Raw genomic sequence first — 20,454 nt, forward strand, 5'->3', positions numbered from 1 at the left:
AAATATTAAAACAATGAAAACTTACAGAATTTCTTTACTGGTCTGCCTGGCTTTATTCGTGCTTGGTCTGGGCTTATCCGGATGTAATAAGGAGATTGCGGGTGTATCAGTGGAGCCCCTTAAAAATATAGCTGGAACATGGAAGGTTGTCCAGCTTACCAGAAATGAGGAAGATCTGTCGGAGAGGGTTGACTTGAGTGCCTTTCGATTGGTTTTAAAGGAAGATAACACGTATTCCTTCGCTGATAAGCTTCCTTTTGTAGTTAGCGATCCAGGCACATTTTCCTTAGATGATCCCCAGTATCCTTTTTACCTGCTGCTTAAGCCGGCAGGTGGAATGCCTGAAGGCAAAGTCTCTTTGCAAATGCCAGTAAAAAAAGGAAAAACTCAGTTAAGTATGACGCTACGCCCCGGGTGTGAAACCAATACCTACCGTTACACATTTGAGAGAGTTCAAGATTAAGATATCCAGATATGAAGAAATTACTTAAAAATATAAAGCTTGTGTTATTTTTTGCAGGCCTGGTACTGGTGGTATTCCTTGCGAATTGCGGATTAACACCCTTAACGATAGAGGTCCCTTCAGTAGTTAATGCAAATGAAGTAGCCACATTTATATTGAATTGCGGAACCGAGCCACGCATTGCAAATACTGATCCACCTTATACTTCTAAACTTATTGTTGGATTTATGGTGCCAAAAAGCTGGAAGGCGGCTCAAAATACAACAGTAGAGCTGATAAGTTCTGAAAAAGGTAATAGTACGCTAGTGCTAATACCCAGCGCGGAGAAGGAAGCTGCCTCTGGTCTTGCCTGGCCCGATGCTGCAAAAAAGAGATTTGGAATTGGACCAAACCTGCTGGATGATTTTGAGTGGCTGGTTTATAGAAGTGTGCCTGCTTATACTTTTATTAATAATGAAGACATCAAGTTTAAAGTTAAGATATCTTCGAAAGTTGGATCAGAAAACAGCTTTTCCAGACTTGGGTTTTTCATCCTGTCTGCCAAAGAAAATCTTAGACCAGAAGATACTGACTATACTAAATACGCATTCTCTAACAACTTTTCAGTAACTAACGGTGAGGGGGATCTTGTTGATTATGTAAATCCCCAGTTAGCAAAGGTAGAACCTGTTAAAAGCCTGGATAACGATTTCATCTCTCTTAATTTCGATGCAGGGATCATTGAAACTACTTTATCAAATACAGACGAGATTTTTCTGGAAGCCCGGGGTTTTACTAAGAGCGGACAGCAGATTGCTATAACGACTAAAGTGGATAAAACCAGGTTGAAGCCTTTGGGGGGAAAGAAATACCGAATAGACATCTGGCCGCGTGGACTCCTTAATGTTCCTCAAAATGAAACCTTAGACCGCTTTGAATACTATTTCACCAATGCAGCAGGAAATGCGAAAGTTGGATATGGAAATACGGCCGATCCGTTCAGGTATACATTTAAATGTCCATAGCTACTAAAATCTAGTCTTAAAAAAGGTACAAAAATAAAAATCTTAATACTGATAAAATGCTGAATTGCTACTTAAAAAAGTGCATATCTGGGATGCTATTGCTTTTCTTTAACGCATATCTTGCAGAAGCACAGCCTATCCCCTCTAAGATTTCTGATCGGGATCTACGCGCACAGCATGTAATTAAAGGTACAGTGCTGGATGAGTTTGGTAAGCCTCTGGTTAATGCCAGTATCAAACTTCCGGGAGGAAAGACAGCAGTACTTACTGATGATTCCGGTTCTTTCGAGATAAGTGAAAATGCAGAAGGACAGTTGATCATAATAGAGCATCCCGATTATATCACGCGGAAATTGAAATTGAAGCGGAACGCTCAACTTATTGTTAAGATGAATGAGAGTTACTTAAAAGAGCCGGAAAAGGTTCAGGTGTTATATAATAGCCGTAACACAAAGGAAGTGCTCGGATCGGTTAATTCTATCTATACTAAACAATTAACAAGCACGCCAACTCCACTTTACTTAAATGCACTTACCGGCCGTCTTGCCGGATTTTACACACAGGAAACAAGTGGTTTCAGGAATGCACGCACAACCTCTATTACCGTAAATGATCTTGCCGGAACGCTTCCAAATGAAGCTACAAGATACACCTCAGGTGTAAGTGATAACTCTGAGTTGAGCTTCAGTTTGAGAGGGCAAGCACCAGTAACTATTATAGATGGGGTACAACGCGACATTTACTCTATAGATCCTGAGCAGATAGAGTCTGTTACTGTATTAAAAGATGCACTTTCTACCTTGTTATTGGGGCAGAAGAGCTCAAGAGGCGTTTTGCAGGTAACTACTAAAAAAGGTGTTGCAGGGCCACCAAGGATATCTTTCACGGCACAGGGCGGATTTCAGAATGCCCTTAAAACCCCTAAACCCTTAAATGCTCACGAGTATGCCTATCTGTATAATGAAGCATTGCTGAACAGTAATTTACCAGTTGCTTATTCTGCGGAAGATTTCAACGCATTCCGGGATGGATCGTCTCCCTATATATCCCCTGACGTAAATTGGTATAATACCATTTTGAAGGATGATAACCCCATCAGTAAATATAGTTTAAATGTAAATGGAGGTCTTAAAAACGCCAGGTATGCTCTTGCCCTTAGTTACATGAACCAGGAGGGGATGTTTAAATCATCCGACCAGTTTGACTATAAGACCAACCTTGAGCAAAATCGCTATCTGATCAATTCTAACGTGGATGTAGATGTCTCTAAAAATTTCTCAATTGGTCTGCAGGTTTTTGGCCGTATTCAGGATGGCAGACAGCCTGGGGCAGGGACAAATAATATTTTAAACAAGCTTTATACTACCCCCAATAATGTATATCCGGTCTTTAACGAAAACGGCTCATATGGAGGATCTTCAGAGTATATAACGAACCTTTACCAGCAGACGATGGGCTCGGGATACCTGCTTGACAATACCAGGGATCTGATGGCTAATCTGGATTTGAATTACAAGTTGGATAGCTGGCTTCCTGGTTTATACGCCAGAGCTAAAGTGAACTTTTCCTCCCTTTCTTCAACGCTGGTGAACAGAGCTTTTGTTCAACCTGTCTTTGATGTTTCCCTGGATGGGACTGGACGCCCGGCATACACTAGGTTCGGGTCTATTTCTGACCAGCCCAACACTATGAATGCTACATCGACGGCCCAACTGTTTTACGTACAGGGGGCACTTGGTTATAATTTTAGTCTGGAAGGACATTCGGTAGGTGCAATGCTTTTTGTAGATCAGCAATCTTCAACGTATCAATATGACCTCCCGGGTAAATACACGAATATCGCAGCAACAACCAGTTATAATTATGATCAAAAATATTTTGCAGAAGCTGCCCTAAATTATGCAGGCTTTGACCGTTTCGAGCCAGGGAAGCAGTACGGAGTTTTTTATGCCTTTGGCCTGGGTTGGGATATCTCACGCGAAAATTTCTTAAAAGACAAATTGAGCTGGTTAGAACAATTTAAGTTAAGAGGAACTTACGGGAAAACCGGCAACAGTAATGAAAATAACCTGGGTTATTTCTCCTGGCGAGGAGCCTTTGGACAGGATGGAACCAATAGTTATCCTACATCTACCAATTATTCGCCAGTGTTTGGGCTGGTGGAAAGAAATATGGCTAATGTTAATGCTACCTGGGAAAAAGCCCATAAGCTGAACCTGGGTCTGGATATCCAGGTATTGAACCATTTTACCCTGACTGCCGATTATTTCCATGATACTTACTATGACCTTTTGCAACAGAGGGGTTCTACCACAGAAATAATCGGAATGGCCTATCCTAATGAAAATGTCGGAAAAAATCTCTACTCCGGGCAGGAGTTGACCCTCACCTATAAGAATTTCCTTAACAAATTTAATTACTTTATCACTGCCAATGCCTCCCGCTTGCACAGCAAGGTTTTATATATGGACGAATTGCAGCAACGCTACTCCTGGAACCGGAGAACGGGAATGCCGGTCGGACAAACTTTTGGGTACCTGGCTAATGGCCTTATTCAAACCCAGGAAGAGGCGGATCAGGCACCTTTACTTGCAGGAACGGTTGTATATCCGGGCGATGTTAAATTAGTGGATTTGAATAGCGACGGGGTGATAGATCAGTTTGATCAGACTGCCCTGGGCAACACAAAACCGCAGATAAACTATGGGGCCACTCTGGGATTCAATATAGCCGGTTTCGATTTTAGTGTATTATTTCAGGGAGTAAAGAACAGGACTTACCAACAAACTGATTATTCATTTGGCAATGGAGGAAAAGACCAGGGATATGAATATATGCTGGGTAGATGGACTCCTGCCACTGCTGCCAATGCAACTTATCCTAGATTGACTGTAGGTTTCAATGCGAACAATACACCTTTTCTGAATAATTCGAGCTTCTGGACGCATTCGGGAGAGTATTTCAGGGTACGTAATATTGACATCGGATATACTTTACCCTATACCATTACACGAAGACTAAGGGTGTCGGGACTACGGCTTTTTGCAAATGCGCAAAATCTGTTCACTGAGACCAGCTACGAACGCTTAGACCCTGAAGTTTACAGTAATGCAGCCTACCCGATCCAGAGAACAATTAATGCTGGTGTGAATATCAAATTGTAAGTGATCCTAAATTAATAATCAATGAAAACATCACGAGAATTAACAGGCAAAAACGGTATAGCCGACGATTATAAGGACACTTCATTTTCTTTAAAGAAGCAGATGGTCCAGGTGAAGAAGCACTATAAACTTGGTTTTCTGATAGGGATAGCAGCAGTATTTGCTTCCTGTAAAAGAGACCTCGAAACAGTGCCAATTGAGCAGCAAACATTGGATGTTATATTTGATTCCAGAGATTCTGCTGGCGCAAATGCGAACCGCTTTTTATACGATTCTTATCTGCACCTTCCCACTATACATAACCGCGTTGGAGGAGATTATCTGGATGCAGGCACTGATGATGCAATTTCATCGACTACCACAAATACCTCTGTTTTTCAGCTAGCCACGGGTGCATATACAGCTAATAATTATCCGGATAACCAATGGTCTAATCTTTATACAGGGATCCGGCAAACGAACATATTCATCTCTAATATTGACAGGGTTCCACTAAAAGGAAAACTGAGTAATGGAACACCCTTCAACCGGGTATGGAAAGCTGAATCCAAATTCTTGAGAGCTTTCTATTATTTTGAGTTATTAAAACGATACGGAGGTGTGCCCCTGCTGGGTAACCGTATACTTTCTTTGGCAGACGATGTGAACATTCCAAGAAGTTCCTTTGATGATTGCGTTGAATTTATCGTTAGTGAATGCGATGCTATCAAGGATAGTTTGAGGACTAATCCGATAGACGCTACTAATATAGAAAGGCCGAACAGGGCCGCTGCTCTGGCATTGAAAGCGCGGGTGTTGCTTTATGCTGCAAGCCCACTTTATAATGGAGGCAATATTGAGGGCGGAAATCAATTTACTGGTTATAGTTCATACAATGCAGAGCGCTGGCAAAGAGCGGCAAATGCTGCGCGGGAGCTTATTGACGAGAACGCACTGAGTCTTGATCCCGGATTTGAAAATGTCTTTCTAAATCAGATGAGCCCCGAAAGGATCTTTGCGAGACAAGGTGGAAATAACCAGTCGGTTGAGAATAACAATGGGCCCATTGGTTATACTTCGTCAATTAATAACGGCAGGACTAGTCCCACTCAGGAACTAGTGAACTCTTTCGGAATGTCTAATGGGAAATCAATTGCAGAAATTGGTTCAGGATACAATCAGAACTCACCTTATGAGAACCGGGATCCAAGATTTTACGCTACCATCCTTTACAATGGGGCTCCCTGGTTAGGGAGACCTGTGCAAACCTATGAAGGCGGTGCTGACAAACCGGGTGGTGCAAGACAACAGACCCGTACCTCATATTACCTACGCAAGTTCATGGGTAATTATACAACTTCATCACAATACACCAATATATCTCATGATCATATTCTTTTCAGATATGCTGAAGTACTTCTGAATTTCGCTGAAGCAAAGAATGAGTATTTAAATACACCAGACCAGGACGTTTACAACGCAGTGGAATCCATCAGAAAGAGAGCCGGTTTAAACCCTTTTTCTCTCCCTATTGGTCTCAGTAAAGACCAGATGAGAAATCTTATCCGGAATGAAAGGAGAGTAGAACTGGCATTTGAAGAGCATCGTTACTGGGATGTGCGAAGATGGAAGATCGCGGAAACCGAATTTAATAAGGAGCTGCATGGAAAACTTATCTACAAGCTTGGTTCGGGAACTCTTACTTATCAGGATAATCCGGTGCTTCAGATGAAGTTTAAGGCACCACAAATGTATTTCGCCCCAATTCCATATTCCGAAGTTGTGAAAAATAAAAACATGGTCCAAAATCCCGGATGGTAGTGTTTTAAACCACAGGACGATCTTCAATTTTAAATCTAATTCTGAGATGAAAAAATCTTTATATACAATTCTTATCATTTTTTTGATGAGCCCTATAATATCCTTAGCCCAAACCAGGGTTTCAGGTATAGTTAAAGATGCCAGTGGTCCTTTGCCTGGCGTAAGCATAAAAGAGAAAGGGGTAGAAAGAAGTGGCGCAACTACTGATGTGAACGGAAAGTTTACTATGGTATTAAAAGGCCAGGCAAATGTGCTGGTGTTTTCCAGTATCGGCTTTCAAAGTCAGGAGCTGAAGGTTCACGACGGGCAGAAGCTGGAAGTCATACTGCAGGCAAGTAATCGCAGTCTGGAGGAGGTTGTTGTTGTTGGTTTCGGAAAAGCAAAAAGGATCACCATGACAGGCTCTGTAAGTGCAATTAAAGGTTCTGAGATAAGGGAAGTCCCAACCTCCAGTGTTCAGAACGCCCTGCAAGGAAAATTACCTGGCTTCATTGCTCAACAACGCTCTGGACAACCTGGAAAAGATGCATCTGATTTTTTTATCCGTGGGGTAAGTTCCTTAAATCCTGCAGGAAATCAGCCCTTGATTATTGTAGATGATATTGAATATTCGTATGAGCAGTTATCTCAGATTAATGTGAATGAAATAGAAAGTATTTCTATACTTAAAGACGCTTCAACCACAGCTATTTATGGGATAAAAGGGGCAAACGGAGTTCTGATCGTTACTACCCGCCGAGGTACTGCAGGTGCTCCAAAAGTTAATGTTAGGGTAGAATCAGGCCTGCAGGCTCCTGTTAGAAAACCAAATTTCCTGAATAGTTATGAGTCGGCTTTACTGGTGAATGAAGCCCTGAGTAACGACGGGCTTACACCGCAGTTCAGTAACGACGACCTGGAGCATTTTAGAAAGGGTGACGATCCTTACGGGCATCCGGATGTGAATTGGTATAAGGAAATATTTAAACCCAGTTCGATGCAGTACAATAGCAATATTGATATCTCGGGCGGGGCAGAAGCTGTGAAGTATTTTGTTTCGGGAGGGGGTTTTACCCAGAACGGAAATGTGAGGACCTTCCAGGATGAAGAGAACCAGGTAAACCCTAATTATTATTACAGGAGGTTCAATTTCAGATCTAACCTCGACGTGCAGGCTTCAAAGACGCTGAACCTCCGGTTCGACCTCAGCGGTAGGTTTAACAGGATCAACGCGCCCTATGCAGGTAACATAGTAGGGGAGGTATATGATTTTTCACGTATTCATCCTTACTCAGCTCCGTTTTTAAATCCCAATGGTAGTTATGCTTATGCAAGTGATACCAAAGGACTTCTTCCTACTATAAATGCCCGCTTAGCCACACAGGGTTACCGGTTGGAGCGAAGGAATGATCTGAATGTCCTTTTTGGCGGCACACAAAAGCTGGATGCCCTAACCAAGGGATTGTCATTTATTGGAAGAGTTGCTTATGCCAGTGTTGAATCCAACGCCCGGTTGCAAAGAAGAGATAATCCGCCATCTTACCTGTATGATCCTGACGGTGATACTTATACGCTGAACGGACCCACCTATACTTCAGGGAACTATCTTTTAAGTGCAGAACAGGGTATGTTCAATAGCCGTGTAAATATTCAGGCCTATTTGAATTACGACCGTACCTTCGGTCCGCATAACCTGCACTCGATGTTGTTATATAACCGAGAGTCATATAAGGAAAAGGATGCTTTCGTAAATGCTAATAACTGGATCCCTCAAAATTTCCAGGGTTCTACCTTCAAAGCTATTTATGACTATAAGCAGAAATACATATTGGATTTCAGCGCTGCCTATAATGGGTCTGACCGGTTCAATGCCAATAATCGCTTTGGTTTTTTTCCCGCGATGTCTGTCGGGTACAGCATTTCAAAGGAGAACTTTTTTAAGAAAAAAGCGCTGGAATTCATTGATCTTTTAAAGGTAAGGGCTTCTTATGGTATTGTAGGCTCGGATAAAGTTCAGGGTAATCGTTACCTGTACGATCAGGTATATTTGCTACAGCCCGGCATCTCATTTGGTGAAACGAATACTCCGGATTTTTCAATTGTTGAGGGGCCCCTCGGAAATCCTGACGTTACCTGGGAGAAGCAGAAAGAGTTTGATCTTGGTTTGGATGCGAACTTATTCAGGAGCAAATTGAATCTTACCGTCGACTACTTCAATAACCTGCGATACAGACAATTAATCACCCCTTCTTCTCTGCCCCTGAACATAGGGGTGGGAACATCCCCTAAAAATATTGCCCGGGTTCGCAATCGCGGGTTTGATGGAGAGTTGGGATATCGCAGTAATGCAGGGAATTTCAGCTATAATGTTTCCGCAGTCTTTTCTTACTTTAAAAATAAAATACTGTATAAAGACGAGCCTTCTCCGGCCTATCCATGGCTTATGGAAACTGGTCATTCCATCAATCAACCTTTCGGCTATACATTTACAGGTTTCGATGAAAATGGAAACCTGAAGTACAAAGATTTTAATGCCGACGGTGTAATTGATGAGAATGATAAAACGGCAATAGGTAAACCCAACTTACCAAGTACCTCTTATGGTTTAACCCTGGGCGGAAGATATAAGGGTTTTAGTATGAATATTCTGTTCCAGGGAACAGCCGGCTATAGCTTTGTTGTAAAAGGTACAGGTATCGAACCTTTTCAAAGCCAGTTTCAACCTATCCATCAGCAAAGATGGACCCCCGAAAATAGTGATAACGCACAATTTCCCCGTTTAACAACAAACCCAACCTCAATCAACAGTCCTGCAGCCTACCTGTCTGATTTTTGGCTGATAGACGCAAAGTACTTGCGGTTGAAAACCCTTGAATTGGGTTACCAGCTTCCCAACAAGGCATTGCCGCTTGGAATAAGCAATGCGAGGATCTACCTCAGTGGTTATAATCTGCTAACCTGGACTAACTACTCTAAGTATCAGCAGGATCCGGAGGTAGAGTCGAACACTGCAGGTGATACTTACCTGAACCAGCGGGTAATCAATTTAGGATTTCAGGTAGGTCTATAACCTGGGTCAGGCTTTTAAATAAAAATATAATATGAAGAAGGTTTTATTTCTATTGATATCAGGTCTGGTCCTTTTTTGGGCCTGCAAAGACAATTATATTATGCCTCCTCATCCCGGGAGGATGATTAAGCAATTTAAACTTGCAGAGGGGCAAATAGGTGAGACGGTTATTTCGCGGACTGACGGTAAAAACAAAGTAATTGTAACTGTTGGGAAATCTGTTGATCTGAAAGCGTTGACCCCCCTTATCACAGTTTCAGACAAAGCAAGTATTTCACCGGCATCGGGCCAGGTAATAGACGTTTCAGCTACAAAAAAAATTAATTATACAGTTACGGCCGAAAGTGGGCAGGTAGAAAACTGGGAAGTTATGTTCGTGGTGTTTGATCCGAATGCGGTAGATTATGCTTCCTATACGATCAAAAATATGGCAGCGGCAAAGTTTCTTCAGGTTGCCGGGGATATTAAATTCACTGAAAAATATAGGAATAATCAAAAGATAGATCTGTTTCAGGGCGCATCGGAAGGTGTTCCTGATATCTGGCAGAAATGGAAGTTGATTTATAAGCTTACTGAAAATAATATCCGTTATTATGAGATGATGAATCTGCATAGTGGCAAGCTGCTAACCTCTCCGGGAACAGCAGCAGGAGCAGAGCTTCTACAACTTTCAGAGAAAGGAACAGTAGGTGGTGATCAGCTTTGGGAAGTCAGGGAAAAATCAGCACAGGGGTTATTTTCTTTCATTAATAAAGGAAGCGGAATGGCTGTCTCCTATATAGCGGCTGTAGGAAGCAATCCGAAAGTTATACAGGAAGTTATCAGTACAGATAGCAAGCAGCAGTGGAACTTAAGCCCTATTGCCGAAACATCTTACCGTGATGATAAAGCAGTTACTTTTTTCGAGCGTAATTCAGCTATGCAGGGTTCTGTTGCTTTTGATCAGGGAACCAGTGTGCCTCTAAGTGATGGGAGAGTATTATGGATCACTCAGGATGCCTGGGACGGTGTTTCTCTGAGAGCGGGAAATGTATTTGATTGTAATCATTTCTTTAGCTATAATAATTCTGTAATGATCCAACCCTCCAGGACAGATTGGGATCCGGCACATACTCCAAATATGACCATCTCTAACAGTGCTCATAACCGGCCTAAGCAGGTGTTCAACAACCAGCCCGGAACAACCTGGTCCTGGCCGGGACTTGGTGTTCAGATTGGCAACGATGTATGGGTGCAGTGCGGGGAAGGAAAGGATTTGAACGCGACCAATCAGTCTTTGTACAAGTTAAACGAAGTTGCAGGAAATCAATGGAGCGCTATCCGCATGATGCCTGCAGGTATGAGCAACCAGATCGCCATTAATTATGCTGCAGGAATGGTAAAAAGCAATGATGGGTATGTTTATTCATTTGGCTTTCAGGGTACAGGAATAACTTCTACAAATGTCTTTGTAGCAAGGTTCGCGCAAAGTAATCCAATGAACTGGACCTTTTGGAATGGATCAAAATGGGCGGATACACCTACAACAGCCACAGAAGCCCGTGTTAGTCCCGGGATGGCAAACGTAAGTGTTTCTTACTGGAAGGGAAAATATGTAATGATGAACATGACCCAGGGGTTCTTTTGTGATAACTCCGTTCGCGAGATCTATATGTCTTATTCTGACAGTCCTACAGGACCTTTCTCCACTCCGAAAAAGGTTTACACTATTGTTGAATATTTTAAAGGAGTGTACGCGAGATATTACACCCCTGCTATTCACCCTGAGTTTGACAATGGGCGCGACGAACTGCTGTTAACGTATTGCCTTAATGTTACAGGTTGTGATCTAAGCTGGTGTGAAAACGGCGGTATGGATCCTTATTACTACAGGGTTAAAGGACTTCGGGTACCTGCATCTCTGATCTTTCCGCAATAGCGTATTTCAGATTATACGGATTATTACTATTAAGAAACACACAGAATCTCAAAAAGATATATGAAACTTAGTTTTTTACTGCCAGGCCTTGCCTGTCTTTGTACCCAACTCTCAACTGCTCAGCCTAAACCTCAACCCTTTAAATCAGGAGACCGGGTGGTTTTCGCTGGGAACAGTATTACCGAAGCAGGTTTATACGGCTCTAATATCTGGTTGTATTATATGACCCATTTCCCCGAAAGAAAAATACAAGTATTAAATGCCGGTGTTGGTGGAGATGTGGCCGAGCAAATTTACAAACGATTGGATGATGATATTCTCGCTAAAAAGCCAACAGTGCTTGCTGTGACCTTCGGAATGAATGATAGTAAGTACTTTGAGTATAACTCGCCCAATCCGGACGTGAATGGCTTTGTAAAAACATCGTATGATAGCTATCTGAAGATTGAAAAAAAACTACAGGAGCTGAAGGGTGTGAAGAAGATCATTATGGCATCCTCCCCTTATGATGAAAACGTCCAGTTGCCAAATAATAATGCTTTTAAAGGGAAATTCAAAACTATGGAAAAGATCATTGAATTTCAAAAGGCTTCAGCTTTCAACAATAACTGGAGCTATGTAGATTTCTTTTATCCAATGGCCCAGATTAATCTGCGCGAGCAGAAAAAGAACCCGGTTTATACAGCTTCAGGAAATGATCGTATCCATCCAAGCAGTGCTGGCCACCTGGTAATGGCATATATCTTTTTGAAAAGTCAGGGATTAGCAGGTTCCTGTATCGCTGATGTTAGTGTTGATTACGCTGCCGGCAAGGTAGTTAAATCAGTAAATGCAAAAAGCGATAAAGTGCTGAAAATAAAGGATGGAATACGCTTCGATTACCTTGCTAATTCTCTTCCTTTTCCCATAGATACAGTTCCACGGGTGTGGATGAACCCTGAAGTACAAAGCGAGGCCTTAAAGATCGTACCTTTTAATGAAGAATTTAATAATGAGAGGTTGGTAGTGAGAAATTTACCTGCGGGAAGGTATACATTAAGAATAGACCGGGATCCAGTTGCAGAATTCTCTGCGCATGAGCTTGCTGCAGGGATAAATATAGCTACACTTAAAAACACGCCGCAGTACCAGCAGTCATTACAAGTGCTTAAACTGAGTAATGAACGACGGGAAATTGAAGGAAAATTCAGAAGCTATTTCTGGGTTAATTACAATTTTCTGGCGGATAAGAAGATGTTGTTCGACAAGTCATCCGCTGCCAGGGATACGATCGAAAAGTATGCGCCGAGTAACGGTTGGTTGAATGGAAAGAAAAATGACTGGGAAATGGTGCGGGAGGAAAATTCAGGAAAGATGCTTGAAAGCAAAATGAATGCACTGGTCGACGAGATATACCGGGTAAACAAGCCTAAGAAACATACCATCGAAATCGTAGCTGTTTCTTTTAACTAAGCTAGAATGGAACGTATATTCAAAGTCTTTTTAACTTTTTTTATTTTATTGACCGGCCATCTGGTGTATGGCCAGTCGGAATGGCATGCGGAATGGATCGCCGGGAAAAATATTACAGGAACCGAGTATGGGGTGTACCATTTTCGTAAAACTGTTGATATAGCAATTAAGCCTGCAAAATTTATTGTTTATGTATCGGCAGATAACCGTTATAAGCTTTATGTCAATGGCCGGTTGGTATCACTTGGCCCAGCCCGGGGGGATAGTTATTCATGGAATTACGAAACGCTTGACCTTGCCCCTTACCTTAATCCTGGGAGCAATACAGTATCAGCTTTGGTGTTTAACGAATCGGAGTTTCGTCCTGAAGCTCAGGTAAGTTTCAGGACGGGATTTATTCTTCAGGGTAGCTCTCCTGCGGAAGAGATCCTGAACACTAATAATACATGGAAATGTATTCGCAGTGCAGGACATAGGCCTGTTCCTGGTTATTTCTTTGCTGCTAGTAAAGGGGAAATGATAGATATGAAGCACACAGTCAAAGGCGACTGGACAGCCCGGCGGTATGACGATTCCTCATGGCCGGCCGCTGAGAAAATTGCTGATGGCCGACCTAAAGGAAAGGCCTGGGGTACTGATTGGGCTCTGGTTCCCTCCACCTTGGCAGCAAGGGAAATGTCGTATTTACGGATCCCAAAGCTAAGAAGTGCAACAGGAGCGAATGTGCCCTCATCTTTTCCTGCTAAAAAAACATCCTTTACGATCCCGGCTAATACCCTTGCAGTATTGTTGCTCGACCAAACCTACGAAACAAACGCTTATATTACATTGAATTTTGATGGTGGAAAAGACGCGGGTATTTCTATAGGTTATGCGGAAACGCTTTATGATAAGGGAAGCAACGGCAGGCAAAAAAGTAACCGGAATGAGGTGGTGGGGAAGGAGTTTATCGGGCGAATTGACAGTTTAATTGCTGATGGGACTGATGACCAAACTTTTACCACGCTAAACTTCCGCACTTATCGTTATATCAGACTCTTAATCCATACCCAGAACGAACCCTTGATCATTCAAGACCTTTACGGGACTTTTACTGGGTATCCTTTTAAAAAAGTAGCGGTATTCGATTCGCCAAATACCGAGATTAAGCAAATATTGGATATCGGATGGCGTACAGCAAGGTTAAACGCCTGGGAGACTTATACCGACTGTCCTTATTACGAGCAGCTGCAGTATATAGGCGATACCCGGATCCAGGCTATGATATCCTATTACAATACGGATGATGACCGTCTTGCCAGGAACGCCCTTACTCAAATAGACCACTCCCGTTTACCTGAAGGAGTGACAAGAAGTTGCTATCCAACAAAGGGCACTCAGGTAATACCGCCCTTTTCTTTGTGGTACATTGGCATGTTATATGATTTCTGGATGTATCGAAATGATCCTGGATTTGTAAAGGATAAACTTATCGGAGTTAGGGGAGTGCTCGACTTTTTCAGGAAGTATCAACAGGCGGATGGATCGTTGAAAGATGTACCATACTGGGCTTTTGTAGATTGGGCGGGTAACCTGGCAGGAGAAGTTAAGGGTTCGGATGGTAGTGCGGCAATCCATGATCTGCAATTGTTGTTAGCTTTTCAATGGGCCGCGCAAATGGAAGCGAAGCTTGGGTTGCAGGACCTTGCCACTCTGTATCATCAAAGGGCCATTCAGTTGCAAAAAACGATACAGGGTAAATATTGGGATGCTGGCAGAAAGCTATATGCCGATACCAGGGAGAAGACGGGGTTTTCTCAACATGCAAATGCTCTTGCCATACTTGCCGGTGTGGTAGATCAGGATGTTATACCGGCAGTTGCTGAGGGAATGCTGAAGGATAAAAGCTTAACCCAATGTACGGTCTACTTCAAATACTACCTCAATCAGGCTTTAGTGAAGGCGGGTTTGGGGAATGATTATATGAACTGGCTGGATATCTGGCTTCAGAACATGGCATTGGGACTTACCACCTGGGCTGAGGATTCAAGTTTGGAGACGGTTCGATCTGAATGTCATGCCTGGGGATCAAGTCCTAATATCGAATTTTTCAGAACAGTATTAGGTGTTGATACGGATGCTCCAGGATTTAGCAAAGTCAGGATTAAACCTCATTTGGGTAGCCTTACCAACGTAAAGGGGGTAATTCCTCATCCCAGGGGAATGGTCAGCCTGCATTACTATGAGCATAGGGGGAAGTGGAAAATTAATATAGAACTTCCATCCGAAATTTCGGGGGTTTTTGAATGGAAGGCAAAGACCTATAAGCTTAATTCAGGGCAAAATTCTTTTGTCCTGTAGTTGTTATTTGTATAGGCAGACCCGAACGAACGATTAGATAATACAAATTTGGAAAAGATTAAGGACTTAATTAAGCATTTTCAGCGGGTAAGTTCTGTCCTAACCTGCGGAAGTTTGTTGGTTTCTAACACTGCGAGGACACAGAAAAGTTATTTTATAGACGGTTACCACGGAGGTGTTTGGGGACACTACCCTGATAGAAGAACAAAAGCTCTTTAAAAATGCTCCGTTCGACGTTGTGCATAGTAAGTTGCAGAACACCTTCTTTAACCGGTGGGACAGTATAAAGAATAATGTGATCCTCAATTGGGTAGATGTTACAGGTGCAAAAAATAGGTACGGAATGGCTTTATATAGCGATCACACCACCAGTTACAGTTATGGTAACGATTTTCCATTAAGTCTTACCCTTCAGTATTCAGGAATGGGGCTTTGGGGTATGAATTACAAGATCAAGGGGTCTTCCGTAATCCATTACAGTATAGTGCCGAATGAAGGCAATTGGGACAAGGCATTATTAAATGCTGAAAGTACTTTCATAAATGAACCCCTAATAACTGCACAAACGGCAAATTGCTCAAAGGATGGAGCCGGTAGGTCTTTATTAACCTCCTTTACCCTGGTCTGGAGCTTAGCAGTATGACTTTCGACCAGGGAGCCTTGTTCCTCAGGTTCTATAATGCCTTTGAGAGTGGGGCGGAAAATAAGGTATTACTAACGGGGCATGTTAAAAAAGCGGAGCTGGTAGAGCTTGATGGAAGAGTAAAACAATATATGACGATAAGCCGGCAGGGAGCAGAATCGGTAGTCCGTTTTTCTATCCCGGCGTTTGGCATACGAACTATTAAAGTGTATTACTAACAAGCAAAATAATGTGTATTCTTAATGCTTAAATATTTCTTGCCTTATATTTTGGTATGTTTCCAACTTTGTCTCATCTTATAAAGTACTTAACCGGCCTTGATATCTATGTCCCCGGACAAACGTTTGGATTATTTGTTGTATTAGCCTTTGCCACCTCATATTATACCTTCAGGCTTGAATTTATAAGGAAGGAGCGGTTAGGCCTTATTAAACTCTCCCCATCCCGTACCAGGCCAGGTGAACTTGAACATCCCTATCAGTTGATGGACAAATTGCTGCTCTGGGCAGCGATCTGGGGATTTATAGGTGCAAAGCTTTTCAACTGTTTCGAGGCTCCGGCGATGTTTTTCAGAGATCCGGCAGGAATGTTTTTTTCTATTGACGGCTGGACTTTTTACGGAGGATTGGTATTTGGTGCGATCTCTTATCTTGTAATTGGTTACAGGCATGGAATGCGATTAATAGACCTGGCAGATATCGGATCTCCGGGCATGCTGGTTGCTTATGGAGTGGGAAGGTTAGGGTGTCATCTTTCTGGTGACGGCGATTGGGGGAGAGTAAATCTTCACACTAAACCCTTTACATGGGTGCCCGACTGGATTTGGGCCTCCACTTATCCTCATAACGTGTTAAGGGAAGGTGAATACATCCAGGGCTGTTCCGAAGAATATTGCTCTCAACTTTTAAAGCCGGTTTATCCAACATCTCTCTATGAAGCTATAGTAATCCTATCGCTGTTTTGTCTGCTATGGAAGTTTAAAGACAAGCTGCAGCACCCCGGATCAATGTTTTCATTGTACCTCATTATAAATGGGGGAGAACGGCTTCTTATGGAGCAGATCAAGGTTAATTTGAATTATACGATTGCTGGTCTCTCTTTTTCTCAAGCAGAACTAATTGCTGCATTGTTTCTTGTATCAGGAATTGCCGGTATTACTTGTCTTAGTTTACGTAAATCTTAATCAGTTATTATTTAGTAATCTTTTTCTATTTTCTTTTTGCTAAATCGATTTTTCGGCTATATTCGTATTCTAATTATAAACTTAAAAAAACCTCAATGATTTTTTTTCCGAAGTCGGTTTCGCCTAAAGTGAAACTTCTATTAAGAAAAATATTATCTCTTTTTCTGCTATCGATTGCTGCCAAGGCCTATTCACAATCGGCCAACCATGGGGGGTATGCAAATTATGTGAACACCCAGATTGGTTCTAAAGGGAAAGGGCATGGAAAGCATGAGCAATATCTGGAGGCGGGGTATACTTTTCCTGGTGCAATGTCGCCGTTTGGAATGGTTCAGTTTACCACTACATTTTTCAATGAAGATCGTGGTTTTGTTATCAACCAAATGAGTGGAGCAGGCTGTGAGCACATGGGGAACATGCCTCTTATTCCCTTGGATGGAGACTTGAAAGTGTCGCCGGATTCCATGACCACCTTCAATCCCGGATTCAAAATCTTACGTTCCGTTGCAGGCTATTATAAATCATCAAGTGATCAGGGCGTTATTTCCGAGCTCAGTGTAACTACCCGCACGGGTATGGGTAGGTTTAGTTTTGCTCACAAGCAGGGGACAATTATTATAGGGACAGGAATTAATGCGACGAAAATCACAGACGCAAGTGTCAAGATCACTAGTCCGAAAAGTTTTGAGGGTTATGCCGATGGCGGGCAGTTCTGCGGGTCTCCTGCTAATTATAAAATCTATTTCGTAGCCCAGTTTAGTGAGCCAGCAATTACCAGCGGGACTTGGGAAGGCGCGCGTCTCCGATCTTCTGATAAAACTGCTTCAGGAGAAAATTCAGGGGTATACTTCACCTTCGATACAAGGGTAAAAAAGAAAATTTTATATAAGGTGGGTATTTCCTATGTTTCTCTTGAAAATGCACGCCAAAATCTCATAGTCGAAAATAATGCCTGGAACTTCGACGATGTAGTTTCCAAGACGCAGTCGGCCTGGAATAAATGTTTAGGGAAAATAGAGGTAAGCAAACCCGCTGATGCAACACAGTTTTATACCGGGCTTTATCATGTTTTCACTCATCCAAATATCTATAATGATGTGAATGGCGAATATATGGGCGCTGATTATAAGGTTCACAAAGTTAGCAAAGGCAATTATTATACTGCTTTTAGTAATTGGGATACCTATCGTACACAAGTCCAGCTAATTGCGATGTTACTTCCGCGGGAGACTTCAGAAATGATGAGCTCTATACTCACTTTTGCCGAGCAGTCGGGAGGTGGATTTCCCAGATGGGTCTTGAATAGCACGGAGACAGGCATAATGCAAGGTGATCCCACTTCTATTTTAGTTGCTAATGCATATGCTTTCGGTGCTAATACATTCGATCTAGCTAAGGCTTTAAAGGTAATGCGGAGAGGTGCTGAAGATCCCGATACGAAGTCTCAGAAAGAACTTACCCGGCCCATGCTAAAACAGTATCTGGAAAAGGGTTATATGCATGCTTCAATGATGCTGGAATATACTTCCGCAGACTTTGCTATCGGTCAGTTCGCGCTTCAGGCCTTCCAAGACTCCATTTTGTACCGCCGGTATCTCAAACGAGCCCAGAGCTGGAAAAATTTGTATAATCCTCAAAGTACCTGGCTGCAGTCGCGTAACGAAGATGGGAGCTGGAAACCTTATAATCACGACTGGAGAGAGCTAAGTTATAAGGGTTATTTCTGGATGCTGCCTTATAATTGGAAGAAATTAATTGACACTATAGGAGGAAAAAAGGTAGCCGAGAAAAGGTTAGACGAATTCTTCAGCAAGTTGAACGCAAACTATCATGAAGAATGGTTTGCCTCTGGAAATGAACCGGATTTTCAGGTTCCATGGGCCTACAATTGGACCGGGCAGCCTTACAAAACTCAAAATATAGTAAAACGAATTATAAAAGAACAATATGCTAATCGTCCTAATGGACTTCCCGGAAATGATGACCTGGGAGCAATGGGAGCCTTTTACGTCTTTGCTAATATCGGCATGTTCCCCGTGGTGCCGGGCTTGGGAGGATTTTCTCTAAATAGTCCCTCATTCGATGTGGTCAAATTACACCTTGCCAAAGGAACACTGATCATTAATGGTGGAAGCTCTGACAAAGCTTATATTAATAATCTTAAGCTTAATGGGAAATCATTTAATAGCACCTGGATTTCCTGGAACGCTATTCAAAAAGGAGGAATACTGAGCTTTAATTTATCTGATGTCCCAAATAAAACCTGGGGAGCTCAGACAGAGCCTCCTTCATTTGATTATTAACACACACACACACACTATTAAGGTTATGAAAAAAATGTGGCTAACAGGCTTGATGCTTTTGTCGGTTTTTGCAAATGGACAGCAATTACCTGACTGGGCATTGGGACCCTTTGTTCGACCTCAGCATGGTAATCCCGTTATTTCGCCGAGATCATCTTCCGAATTTAAATGTCCAATGCTTGATAAGCCCATCAATTGGGAGGTTAATGATACGTTCAATCCCGCAGCTACGGTTAAGGATGGAAAGATTTACGTGCTGTACCGTGCTGAAGACAAAAGGGGAGAGGGAATAGGTAACCGTACTTCTAGAATAGGTCTCGCTGAAAGTGTAGACGGGATTAGGATGAATCGGAGTACAACGCCTGTTTTGTATCCTGCCAGGGATGGTCAGGCAGAGCAGGAATGGTACGGAGGCTGCGAGGATCCAAGGGTAGCTGCCACCTCTGACGGTCGGTTCATTATGTTATATACGATGTGGAATAATAAAGTGCCCAGGCTGGGGGTGGCTATTTCCAGGGATTTAAAGAACTGGACAAAACACGGTGCTGCTTTCGCCAAAGCATATAATGGGAAGTTCTATAATATGCCAACAAAATCAGCTTCAATTCTAACAAAGATATCGAATGGAAAGCAATACATCACGAGGGTTAAGGGCAAGTACTGGATGTATTGGGGGGAGGATAACGTTTTTGCTGCTACTTCTCAGGATCTGATAAACTGGGAGCCGTTAGTGAGTTCGGAAGGCGAATTGATTAAATTAATGTCTCCCCGGGCGGGATACTTCGATAGCCAGTTAACAGAGTGTGGTCCACCCGCAATTCTCACCAATAAAGGAATTGTCTTGCTTTATAACGGGAAGAACAGGGCTACAGAAGGTGATAAAAATTATACTGCAAATGCCTATTGTGCGGGACAGGCACTTTTCGATGCCGAGCATCCTGAGAAGTTGCTTGCGCGTCTGGACAAGCCCTTTCTTATTCCTACCGAGTCTTTCGAGAAAAGCGGGCAATATCCTGCCGGAACTGTGTTTATTGAAGGTATGGCCTATCTTAGAAAGAAATGGTATTTGTATTATGGCTGTGCTGACTCGAGGGTAGGCCTTGCCATTTATAACCCCAAGCACTAGCGGCCCAGA

The 20,454-nt window shown here is 42.6% G+C and carries 13 protein-coding genes; all 13 read left to right on the forward strand.

The genetic code is table 11. The features are described 5' to 3' along the window. Positions 1-13 precede the first annotated feature (13 nt). The 13 genes from J4N24_RS15250 (at position 14) to J4N24_RS15310 (ending at position 20,445) form a co-directional block, all read left to right on the forward strand. Positions 14-463, forward strand: a complete 450-nt coding sequence (locus J4N24_RS15250; protein WP_207534564.1) for a DUF5004 domain-containing protein — start codon at positions 14-16, stop codon at positions 461-463. A gap of 11 nt (positions 464-474) precedes the next feature. Then, complete coding sequence (locus J4N24_RS15255) at positions 475-1,467, forward strand: DUF4961 domain-containing protein (protein WP_207534565.1); 993 nt, start codon at positions 475-477, stop codon at positions 1,465-1,467. Positions 1,468-1,559: 92 nt separating this feature from the next. After that, entirely contained in the window at positions 1,560-4,631 is a 3,072-nt protein-coding gene (locus tag J4N24_RS15260; protein ID WP_242691646.1) for a SusC/RagA family TonB-linked outer membrane protein, read from the forward strand. A 21-nt stretch (positions 4,632-4,652) separates the two neighbouring features. Then, positions 4,653-6,431 (forward strand): RagB/SusD family nutrient uptake outer membrane protein, encoded by a 1,779-nt coding sequence (locus tag J4N24_RS15265; protein WP_242691647.1) that lies wholly within the window; start codon positions 4,653-4,655, stop codon positions 6,429-6,431. Positions 6,432-6,516: 85 nt separating this feature from the next. Further along, on the forward strand, positions 6,517-9,480 hold the full coding sequence (locus J4N24_RS15270) for a SusC/RagA family TonB-linked outer membrane protein (RefSeq protein WP_242691648.1): 2,964 nt from the start codon (positions 6,517-6,519) through the stop codon (positions 9,478-9,480). Between the two features lie 31 nt (positions 9,481-9,511). After that, positions 9,512-11,398, forward strand: a complete 1,887-nt coding sequence (locus J4N24_RS15275) for a DUF5005 domain-containing protein (protein ID WP_207534568.1) — start codon at positions 9,512-9,514, stop codon at positions 11,396-11,398. A gap of 60 nt (positions 11,399-11,458) precedes the next feature. Further along, the gene (locus J4N24_RS15280; RefSeq protein WP_207534569.1) at positions 11,459-12,850 is read left to right on the forward strand and encodes an SGNH/GDSL hydrolase family protein; all 1,392 of its coding nucleotides are present in this window, start codon (positions 11,459-11,461) and stop codon (positions 12,848-12,850) included. A 6-nt stretch (positions 12,851-12,856) separates the two neighbouring features. Continuing rightward, positions 12,857-15,190, forward strand: coding sequence for an alpha-L-rhamnosidase-related protein (locus J4N24_RS15285; protein ID WP_207534570.1), 2,334 nt, complete (start codon positions 12,857-12,859; stop codon positions 15,188-15,190). A 175-nt stretch (positions 15,191-15,365) separates the two neighbouring features. Then, positions 15,366-15,833 carry a hypothetical protein gene (locus J4N24_RS15290; protein ID WP_207534571.1) on the forward strand — a complete coding sequence of 156 codons (468 nt, stop codon included), beginning with the start codon at positions 15,366-15,368 and terminating at the stop codon, positions 15,831-15,833. Beyond that, entirely contained in the window at positions 15,830-16,051 is a 222-nt protein-coding gene (locus J4N24_RS15295) for a glycosyl hydrolase-related protein (RefSeq protein WP_207534572.1), read from the forward strand. Before J4N24_RS15290 ends, J4N24_RS15295 begins: the two co-directional genes overlap by 4 nt. 56 nt (positions 16,052-16,107) lie before the next feature. Next, positions 16,108-17,016, forward strand: a complete 909-nt coding sequence (locus tag J4N24_RS15300) for a prolipoprotein diacylglyceryl transferase (RefSeq protein WP_207534573.1) — start codon at positions 16,108-16,110, stop codon at positions 17,014-17,016. Positions 17,017-17,111: 95 nt separating this feature from the next. Then, on the forward strand, positions 17,112-19,319 hold the full coding sequence (locus J4N24_RS15305) for a GH92 family glycosyl hydrolase (protein WP_207534574.1): 2,208 nt from the start codon (positions 17,112-17,114) through the stop codon (positions 19,317-19,319). Positions 19,320-19,344: 25 nt separating this feature from the next. Continuing rightward, positions 19,345-20,445, forward strand: a complete 1,101-nt coding sequence (locus tag J4N24_RS15310; protein ID WP_207534575.1) for a beta-1,2-mannosidase — start codon at positions 19,345-19,347, stop codon at positions 20,443-20,445. The last annotated feature ends 9 nt before the right edge of the window (positions 20,446-20,454 follow it).

This window comes from Desertivirga arenae (assembly GCF_017355785.1).
GTDB lineage: Bacteria > Bacteroidota > Bacteroidia > Sphingobacteriales > Sphingobacteriaceae > Desertivirga > Desertivirga arenae.